The 8,483-nt window shown below is 53.0% G+C and carries 10 protein-coding genes and 2 riboswitches; of the genes, 4 read left to right on the forward strand and 6 right to left on the reverse strand.

Annotated features, from left to right (window positions below; all coding sequences use genetic code 11):
• Positions 1-5: 5 nt before the first annotated feature.
• Positions 6-905 carry a LysR family transcriptional regulator gene (locus N0M98_RS19475; RefSeq protein WP_249863124.1) on the forward strand — a complete coding sequence of 300 codons (900 nt, stop codon included), beginning with the start codon at positions 6-8 and terminating at the stop codon, positions 903-905.
• A 58-nt stretch (positions 906-963) separates the two neighbouring features.
• Here N0M98_RS19475 and N0M98_RS19480 read toward each other — a convergent pair whose 3' ends face one another.
• Positions 964-1,290: a YnfA family protein gene (locus tag N0M98_RS19480; protein ID WP_259618892.1), complete on the reverse strand. Its 327-nt coding sequence runs from the start codon at positions 1,288-1,290 to the stop codon at positions 964-966.
• Positions 1,291-1,421: 131 nt separating this feature from the next.
• A riboswitch (guanidine-I (ykkC/yxkD leader) is annotated at positions 1,422-1,535 on the forward strand.
• Between the two features lie 84 nt (positions 1,536-1,619).
• Here N0M98_RS19480 and N0M98_RS19485 point away from each other — a divergent pair.
• Together N0M98_RS19485 and N0M98_RS19490 are read left to right on the forward strand one after the other, a co-directional pair.
• Positions 1,620-1,967: a DMT family transporter gene (locus tag N0M98_RS19485; protein ID WP_259618893.1), complete on the forward strand. Its 348-nt coding sequence runs from the start codon at positions 1,620-1,622 to the stop codon at positions 1,965-1,967.
• A 3-nt stretch (positions 1,968-1,970) separates the two neighbouring features.
• Entirely contained in the window at positions 1,971-2,285 is a 315-nt protein-coding gene (locus tag N0M98_RS19490) for a DMT family transporter (RefSeq protein ID WP_259618894.1), read from the forward strand.
• 151 nt (positions 2,286-2,436) lie between these two features.
• Here N0M98_RS19490 and N0M98_RS19495 read toward each other — a convergent pair whose 3' ends face one another.
• Positions 2,437-3,411: a DMT family transporter gene (locus tag N0M98_RS19495; RefSeq protein WP_259618895.1), complete on the reverse strand. Its 975-nt coding sequence runs from the start codon at positions 3,409-3,411 to the stop codon at positions 2,437-2,439.
• 151 nt (positions 3,412-3,562) lie between these two features.
• Positions 3,563-3,721, reverse strand: a riboswitch (FMN riboswitch).
• A 242-nt stretch (positions 3,722-3,963) separates the two neighbouring features.
• On the opposite strand from N0M98_RS19495, the gene N0M98_RS19500 reads away from it, so the two are divergent.
• Positions 3,964-4,479 carry an NUDIX hydrolase gene (locus N0M98_RS19500; RefSeq protein ID WP_259618896.1) on the forward strand — a complete coding sequence of 172 codons (516 nt, stop codon included), beginning with the start codon at positions 3,964-3,966 and terminating at the stop codon, positions 4,477-4,479.
• A gap of 49 nt (positions 4,480-4,528) precedes the next feature.
• On the opposite strand, the gene N0M98_RS19505 is transcribed toward N0M98_RS19500, so the two are convergent.
• From N0M98_RS19505 to trxB, 4 genes are all read right to left on the reverse strand, one after another.
• Positions 4,529-5,908: an MATE family efflux transporter gene (locus N0M98_RS19505; RefSeq protein WP_259618897.1), complete on the reverse strand. Its 1,380-nt coding sequence runs from the start codon at positions 5,906-5,908 to the stop codon at positions 4,529-4,531.
• 188 nt (positions 5,909-6,096) lie between these two features.
• Positions 6,097-6,357, reverse strand: a complete 261-nt coding sequence (locus N0M98_RS19510) for a YqkE family protein (RefSeq protein WP_259618898.1) — start codon at positions 6,355-6,357, stop codon at positions 6,097-6,099.
• Between the two features lie 241 nt (positions 6,358-6,598).
• Positions 6,599-7,039, reverse strand: a complete 441-nt coding sequence (locus N0M98_RS19515; protein ID WP_259618899.1) for a Dps family protein — start codon at positions 7,037-7,039, stop codon at positions 6,599-6,601.
• A gap of 88 nt (positions 7,040-7,127) precedes the next feature.
• A complete protein-coding gene (trxB, locus tag N0M98_RS19520; protein ID WP_259618900.1) occupies positions 7,128-8,066 on the reverse strand; it encodes a thioredoxin-disulfide reductase in 939 nt (312 codons plus the stop codon).
• Positions 8,067-8,483: the final 417 nt, after the last annotated feature.

Raw genomic sequence — 8,483 nt, forward strand, 5'->3', positions numbered from 1 at the left:
CTATTATGGATATTCGACAAATGCGCTATTTTCTCGCTATTGCCAGGGAAGGGCAAATTACGCGAGCGGCCAAGGTGCTCAATATGGAGCAGCCCCCCCTCAGCCGTCAATTGAAGTTAATGGAGCAAGAACTGAACGTCACTCTCTTCGACCGCAACGGGAATAAGCTCAGCCTGACACATGCCGGCGAACTGCTCCAGCAAAAGGCCGAGAAGCTGCTCCAGCAATTCGACGAGGCGATTCAGGAGGTTAGGGAGCTGGAGGAAGGCATGCAAGGCATGCTCTCGATCGGTTCCGTCGTCTCCTGCATCTCGCTTCTGCCCAAAGGCATCGAGCTGTTCCGCGCCAAATATCCCGAGGTCACCTTCAAAATATTGGAAGGCGATCATTTCCTGCTCGGCTATCATCTGGAGAAGCGCAATATCGAGCTGGTCGTTGCGCGGCTGCCGTTCGAGTCCGCCTCCGAAACGAACTTTTCGGTCCTTAAGCTGCCCTCGGACCCTTTCGTGGCGGTAATCCCGCGGCAGTGGAGCAGCGATCCGCACAAAGAAACGATGCATGTGCAGGAGCTCGCTCAGTTTCCTCTGCTGACGCTGAAGACGGACAAAACGACGGGACTGCATGAGAAAGTCATGAACGAATGCAAGCGGCACGGCTTCGAGCCGCAGGTCATTTGCGAATGCTCCAGCGTCGCGATTATTATGGCCCTCGTGGAAGCAGGCATCGGGATTACCGTATTCCCGAAGTCCGTCATGGCTTCGTTCCCTCTGCCGAACATTCAGGTGCTGACGCTCGTCGACGCCGATTTTCAATCGGAGGTCGGCCTTCTCTGGCTGAAGGACCGCTACTTGTCCAAGAGCGCACGCCATTTTATCGATATTTTCTCCGAAAACTTGCCTTTGTAATGAACGGCGCGGACAATTCGCCCGAAAATCGACTTCAACCGAGCTGCTGCAAGCAGTTCTAGCTTCTGGGCGCCCACAGCATGACGGATACGCCGACGATACAGATTGCGGCGCCGAGCCAATCGTACAGATCCGGCGTCTTGCGGTCGACGAGCCATCCCCATAGCACAGCCATCACGACAAAAACGCCGCCGTAGGCCGCGTACACCCGCCCAAAGCTCGGAAAGCTTTGCAGCGTAGGCAAAATACCGTACAGGACAAGGATCAAGCTGCCCGCAATGCCATACCCTACCGGTTTGGATTCTTTAAGCCACAGCCATACGAGGTAGCCGCCCCCGATTTCGGCCAAACCGGCCAGTATGAATAAGATGATCGCCAACAGCATGGATGCGCTCCTTTCCTATCGACATAGCTTCATCTTAATGGAAAGCGTCACGAATTGGCAAGCTTCGGCAAGCTATTGCTTATTGCGCCATCGTGCGCTATGATTAAAGGAATTGTTCGGATTAATTTCATATCGACGTTTTCTAGGGTTCCGCAGCTTGCTTGCAGCCGGCTGGCCTGGTCCGAGAGAAAACGCGCATAGCTTTTAGAAGCTTGCGTACACGGAGGGACAAAAGCCCGGGAGGATATCTACCGATATCTTTCCGGGCTTTTGTCTCGTCTTGGGAATCCTAGTCCCAAGCAGCATTTTACAAAGGAGCTGTCGTTGTTATGAATCGAAATTGGTGGATGGTGTTTATTGCAGGCTTGTTCGAAATCGCCTGGGTGATCGGCTTGAAGCATTCGCATCATGCGCTGGCTTGGTGCGGTACGGCGGCCGCCGTGCTGATCAGCATGGACCTGCTCATCCGCGCCTCCAAGCGGCTGCCCGTCGGCACGGCGTATGCCGTGTTTACGGGGATCGGCACGACCGGCACCGTCGTAACGGAGATGCTGTTCTTCGGCGAGCCGTTCCGCATCGCCAAGCTGCTGCTTATTCTTCTGCTGATCGGCGGCGTTATCGGTTTGAAGATGATTACGAAACCGGCCAAAGACGGCCAAGGCCAAGGAGGCGTGTAAATCATGGCATGGATTGCGCTTATTCTCGCCGGGCTATGTGAAATCGTCGGCGTATCCGGCATTAGTAAAGTGAACCGCAAAAAATCGCTCTCTTCTTATGTTACTCTCGTCGGAGGCTTCCTGCTAAGCTTGTTCTTCTTGTCCGTAGCGATGAAATCGATCTCTATGGGAACCGCCTACGCTGTCTGGACCGGCATCGGCACCGTCGGCAGCGCGCTGCTCGGCATGCTGCTTTACGGGGAGTCGAAGGAATGGAAGCGGCTGTTGTTCATTGCGATGGTGCTTGTGGCCGCCGTCGGATTGAAGCTTATTTCCTGATAATCAGCCGGAGTCCAATTAGCGCTGCGATGTCCGCTAAGGAAGTCAAATACTCGTCGAAGCTTCCACTTCGAAACACGCTTCCCGATTTAAGGCTTGATAGCAACAAAAGAGCGGCTCCCGCCGCTCTTCCCGTTTTCCGCGCCTTTATTTAATTCACCTGCACCGCCGCGGAAGCGACCGATTTCCCGTCCTGCTGCCGCGACAAATAAAACAGCATAAACCAGATCAATACGAAGCCTACGATTTGCGCGAATGTGATGCCTTGATGGAAGACCACCCAGTTCACCAGCACGCCGACCGCCGGAAAAAACAGCTCAGCCAGCGTAGCGTAAGACGCCTTCGTGCCGGAGAGCCCGCGGTAATACAGCAGCAGGCTGAGCAGTCCGGGCAAAAATGCTTGCAGCAGCAAATTGACGGATACGCCGAACCAATCGCCGGTTTGAGCGGGCCAATGCCAGCTGTCGCCGTTCACCCAGGTTGTGGCCAATAGCAGCGGCAGCGCCAGAAGAAACCGCAGCGCCGTAACGGTTTCGAACGGCATTTTATCGAGCAATAGCCGTCCCATCACGGTCGAACCGCCCCACAGCGCCGCTGCTCCGATGGACAATAATCCGCCGGCTACGCCGAAGCTGGATGCGCCGTCGAAAGGAAACGACGCCCCGAACGTAAGCAAATACGTCCCGGCCAGCGCCATGATCACGACGATGAAGAAGCGTCCCGGCAGCAGCTCCTTGAGAATCCATCTGGCCATCAAGATTGCAAACAGCGGCTGAAGCTTCTGCAGCAGCAGCACCCCGTTCAGATTGCCGTGAGCGAAAGCGGAGGTAAACATGATCGTTGCAATGGCCGAGCCGCCCCAGGAGATGAACAGCAGCGCCGCGATATGCTTCCACGTCAGTCCTTTTAACGTTTTGCGGTATATCCATAATACCGGTACGGAATAAACCATCAGCAGCACATGCTCCAGGAGCACGATTTGCGACGATGTGAAAAATTTCAGCAGCAAAATCCGGAATAAGGGGTCCACACCCCATAAAGCGGCACCCAGCGCGATAAGCCACACGCCGCTGCGGGTCCCTGCCCCGGCATGTTCAGATGATTGAGATGATAACGTACGTTCCATAATCTTGAACCTCCTTTATTTTGAAAAGGAAGCTTCGAAAAGAAGTCAGCCCCGTTACCAAATAAAAATGATAACGGGGCATAAGAAAACAGGCATGTCTCCAAGCCGTTTTTTTCACAAAGAAAACAACGCACTCGAAAAGCAAGCTCGTTCTGACCTTCTCCCATCCGGACTGTACCGTCGGCCTTGGATTTTCACCAAATCAGTCGCCTGAAACCGTCTTAAAGCGGTATCTGACGAGTCGCGGGCTTGAAGCTGCAAGCAGCCTTTCACCGCCGGTCGGGAATTTCACCCTGCCCCGAAGATCCTTATTCAATTAGTTTGCATTTTATCACACGATTCGACATTACACAAGATACTAACTTAAAATTAGTTAGTGATTTTTCGTTGTATGCGGATACAAACCAAAGGACAAGGAATATGAGAATACAACGCCGAATAAGGAAATGGATTCATTTTACAGATATAACATGAACGGTTATCTCGGTTAGCTCGTTTGTTCGCTGAGCGAAATGGATTCAAAACGGTTAAAAAAATTCGGGTGGTGTTATATTGAACTCAAGCGAGAAATGGCATCGTCATTTAGGCGCATACGGGATTTGTGTATTTGAAGAAAAACTATTAGTCATCCAAAAGGGCAACGGTCCCTACGTTGGGCGATATGATCTTCCTGGAGGCACGATTGAACCTAATGAAACGGTAACGGAAGCCGTAAAAAGAGAGTTTATTGAAGAAACGGGAATTACCGTAAATATCCGGAGAAATCTCGGTGTTTGCGATTTTCTAATCCCTTACGAACTCCCCAGAAGAGGCACTACGCATATTCATCATGTTGCCGTTATTTATTTGGTCGAGCACATCTCTGGAGCAGCAATCGAGAATCCGCAAAAATTCGAAGGGCAGGATTCTTTAGGGGCGTGCTGGGTACAAATCAACGACATCCATTCTGCTAATTCCTCTCCCCTGGTTATGCAAGCAAAAGAATGGCTAAAGACGGGACAATTGCCGTTTGAATCTCAGCGGTTGGATGACTGGATCAAAAAAACGCCCGCACCTCCCCATCCATAACATCAGGAAGATTACGAGCGATAAATTTGAACTCCTATCGGGGCCAAAGTCAATGCTCCAGCACCGAAGCCGCGCCGGCCGCGGGAAGCCGCTTCTTCTGGATCGCGCTCAGCCGGGTGTAAAATCCCGCAGCGGCCAGCGTCAGGCCGATCGTAATGCCCACCCAGAACCCGAAGGGGCCGAGCCCCGTATGGGCCGCGAGTCCGTAGCCGACCGGGATACCGACGCCCCAATAAGCGACAAGCGCCGTCACGAACGGCACCGTCACGTCCTTGTAGCCGCGCAGCACGCCCTGCAGCGACGCTTGCGCCGCATCGGACAGCTGATACACGATCGCGAAGATGAGAAATTGCTTCGTCAGCGTCACGACATCGACATTGTCCGTGTACAAATAGGCTATGGGCTCGCGGAACATATACAGGAAGACCGAGCTGACGCCCAGAATGCCCATGGCCGACAACACGCCGAGCCGGCCGTACTGCCGGGCGTCTTCGGGACGGCCGCCGCCGACCTCGTAGGCAACGAGAATGGTTAACGCCATGGAGATGCTGAGCGGCATCATGAACAGCAGCGTCGTGAAGCTGATCGCGGCCTGATGGGCGGCAATCGTGACCGTATCGAACATCATCCCCATCAGCAGCGTAACCATCGAGAAGATGCTCGCTTCGAAAAATACGGAAAGCCCCATCGGGACGCCGATTTTGAGCTGTTCCTTCCATCCTTTCCAGGACGGGGCGAACCAATCGATGAACAGCCGGTACCGCCGGATGGCCTCCACCTTGAATGTCATCGCGGCGCTGACGAAGAAGATGAGCCAATATGTCGTCGCCGTAGCGTAGCCGGTGCCGATCCCTCCGAGCCTCGGAAAACCGAAATGCCCGAAAATAAGCATGTAATTCAGCGCGACGTTAAACGGCACGGCAAACAGCATGATCGTCATCGTAATCTTCGTATAGCCGTGCGCATCGAAAAAGTAGCGGAGCACATTCGACGCGAATAAAGGAATAATCCCGATGCATAAGCCGATCAGGTAATGCTTCGCAATATGGTATACACCCGGGTCGAGATGCATCGCTTGCAAAATCGGGTTCAGTAAAGCCGCTCCTCCGGCAAGCACGATCAGCGCCAGAACGACGGATAAATAAAGCGCCTGGGTGACGGTTTTCGAAATTCCCTTATACTCTCCCCGCCCGTATAATTGAGCGATCATCGGCGTAACCGCCATCAGAATTCCGTTTAAGCCTATTGAAACGGGCATCCACAAGCTGGCTCCTATGGCTACGCCCGCCAGATCATTCGTCCCGGCTCTTCCCGACATCATCGTGTCGAAGAGCGTCATCGCATTATAGCTAATCTGAGTGACGAGAATCGGACCTAATATGGTAAGAAACAGTACGATTTTTTGTTTCAATGTTTTCGCGTGATACATGAACTGTTTTTGCCTCCGTGTCTGTATACCGGCAAATAGGACGACAAAACGAGAAGACCTCAGACGAGGTCTCCGGGTCTTTGGACATATGGATGATGCCATTGGAATGACGCTGCCGCTATACCGTTTGTTCGCTATATTCTACAGAGCGCGGCCCCATACGTCAATAGCTTTATGCCGAAATTCCATTATTTATACTTGCGCCAATCCATGGAGCTTTGCTCAAGCAAATAGCCGAAATCCTTCTCCCGCCGTTTCTGCTCGGCCTTGCGCGCTTCCTCCGCCTGCTTCCTGTTCTTCTCGCGCTGCTCCGCTTCGGCTGCCCTCATCTGATCGGCCTGCGCTTTCAATTGATTGAGAACGTCCGGGTTCAATAAATCCTTGAGCGTAGCCGGTTTGTCTGAAGACGGTTGAGCCGAAGCTGCTTGCGGTTTCCTCTTCTTCACCATTCGAATCACCTCATTAGACGATGTACGGTCCGATATTGCTCGAATTCGAACACCTTACACGTATGGTACTGCTCCGATACGCTCATGTCAAATAGACGCCTGCCTGCGGCTGAGATCAGAGCGCCCTTCCCTTGTGTTAGATCCGCAGATCGGGGCGCACAAGCAAGAGGCCGTCGCTCTGCCGTGGGAACGGCATGAGGACAGCCTCTGCTGATTTATTTACTAACGACGGATGCTAGGCTTATTTGCCAAGGAAAGAATTGAGCATCCATACATGCTTCTCAAGTCCCGAATGAATGCCGAGCAGCATATCTCCCGTCGTTTCATCCTGCAATTCCGCCGCAAGCTGCATGCCGTCCTTCAGCTCTTGGATGACGATGCGGAAGTCCTGAACGATGGCCGCGACCATCTCCTCCGCCGACTCGCCGCCCTCAGCGTCGCGTACGCTGGCTTGCTCGACGATCTCTTTAATGGTAGCGGTCGGCTTGCCGCCCAGCGCCAGCAGGCGCTCCGCCAGGTTGTCCACATGAAGGGCCGCTTCCGTATACAGCTCCTCAAACTTGAGGTGCAGGGTGAAAAATTGATGGCCTTTGACGTACCAATGGAAGTTATGAAGTTTAATATGAAGAACAGACCAGTTAGAAATTTGACGATTCAAAACAGTGTGCAATTGTGTGCTCATGTCAGGTTCTCCTCCCATTTTACATTTTTTTCTTCAGGAACACTTCTTAGTATAACGAAGTCACGTAGGGTGTTCAAGCTTCGCCAGCTTAGACGGCAGCCGCCGTCTCCGCGTTCTCCAAGTAGCGCTCCGTGTCGAGAGCAGCCATACACCCGGTGCCGGCGGCGCTGATGGCCTGGCGGTAACGGCTGTCCTGAACGTCGCCGCAGGCGAAGACGCCCGGAATATTCGTCTCGGTCGTGCCCGGCTTTACGAGCAGGTAGCCGTGGTCGTCCGTCGCCAGCTGGCCGCCCAGGAAGCCGGTATTCGGCGTATGGCCGATGGCCACGAACACGCCGTTCGTCTCAATAATTTCGTCTTCTCCGGTGTCATTGTTGCGTACCTTCAACCCGGTAACGCCTTGCTCGCCGCTAACGACTTCCAGCGGCGTCCGGTTCAGGCTCCAGCTGATTTTGCCGTTCGCGCGCGCCCTGTCCTGCATAATCTTGGATGCGCGCAGCTCGCTGCGGCGGTTGACCAGCACGACCTCGGAGGCAAAGCGGGTCAAATAATTCGCTTCCTCCATCGCGGAGTCCCCTCCCCCGATCACGATAATCTTCTTGTTGCGGAAGAAAAATCCGTCGCAAGTAGCGCAGGTGCTGACGCCGCGGCCGACGTTCTCCTTTTCCCCTGGGATGCCCAAATATTTGGCGGAAGCTCCGGTAGATACGATAACGGATTCAGCTTGAATTTCGCCCAAGCCTTCAACCTGCAGAGTGAACGGACGTTTGGACAAATCGACCTGGTTGACCCAGCCGGATTTGAACTGCGCTCCGAAACGCTCCGCCTGCTTGCGCATATTATCCATTAATTCCGGTCCCATAATGCCTTCGGGAAATCCGGGGAAGTTCTCCACCTCCGTCGTTGTCGTAAGCTGTCCCCCGGGTTCTTGACCTTCGATCACCAACGGATTTAAATTCGCTCTGGCCAAATAAATAGCGGCGGTCAATCCTCCCGGACCCGTTCCGATAATCACTGTTTTATACATCGTATATATACCTCCTGTTTCTTTATATTTAAACTAAGTATAAATATTTCTTGTAACAAATCATACCATTCAGACTACCCTATTGCATGAAGATTTGATGAAGACCGAATGAAGGTTTCATGAAGACGAAACGGCCGGTGAAAACCGGTATAAAAGTTCCGCGTTAGTCCACTATATAAAGGAAAGTCCAGCGGTATGATGTCAAGTCCCCGAATCGGTCGAATTGGAAATTTTCTTGGCTGTAACAGCTGGGAGTGCCGAAAAAAGGACAGCTCAAACTAAACCCAGCGAAAAATCGAGATAATATCCAGATTTTAACTGGGAATTATGCCAGGGACTTTAGCAAAGGAGGCGTTAATCCTTCGCAGGCGTCACCTTCTTCCGTGGCGTATAGAGTTGGCCGTTGCGTAGCAGCAC

The organism is Paenibacillus doosanensis (assembly GCF_025060755.1).
In the GTDB taxonomy this organism is placed as follows: Bacteria; Bacillota; Bacilli; order Paenibacillales; family NBRC-103111; genus Paenibacillus_S; species Paenibacillus_S doosanensis.

Excerpts from the sequence above, each read along its gene's own strand:
- N0M98_RS19475 (WP_249863124.1), top strand. The coding sequence starts at position 6 with ATGGATATTCGACAAATGCGCTATTTTCTCGCTATTGCCAGGGAAGGG.
- N0M98_RS19480 (WP_259618892.1), bottom strand. The coding sequence starts at position 1,290 with ATGCTGTTGGCGATCATCTTATTCATACTGGCCGGTTTGGCCGAAATC.
- N0M98_RS19485 (WP_259618893.1), top strand. The coding sequence starts at position 1,620 with ATGAATCGAAATTGGTGGATGGTGTTTATTGCAGGCTTGTTCGAAATC.
- N0M98_RS19490 (WP_259618894.1), top strand. The coding sequence starts at position 1,971 with ATGGCATGGATTGCGCTTATTCTCGCCGGGCTATGTGAAATCGTCGGC.
- N0M98_RS19495 (WP_259618895.1), bottom strand. The coding sequence starts at position 3,411 with ATGGAACGTACGTTATCATCTCAATCATCTGAACATGCCGGGGCAGGG.
- N0M98_RS19505 (WP_259618897.1), bottom strand. The coding sequence starts at position 5,908 with ATGTATCACGCGAAAACATTGAAACAAAAAATCGTACTGTTTCTTACC.
- N0M98_RS19510 (WP_259618898.1), bottom strand. The coding sequence starts at position 6,357 with ATGGTGAAGAAGAGGAAACCGCAAGCAGCTTCGGCTCAACCGTCTTCA.
- N0M98_RS19515 (WP_259618899.1), bottom strand. The coding sequence starts at position 7,039 with ATGAGCACACAATTGCACACTGTTTTGAATCGTCAAATTTCTAACTGG.
- trxB (WP_259618900.1), bottom strand. The coding sequence starts at position 8,066 with ATGTATAAAACAGTGATTATCGGAACGGGTCCGGGAGGATTGACCGCC.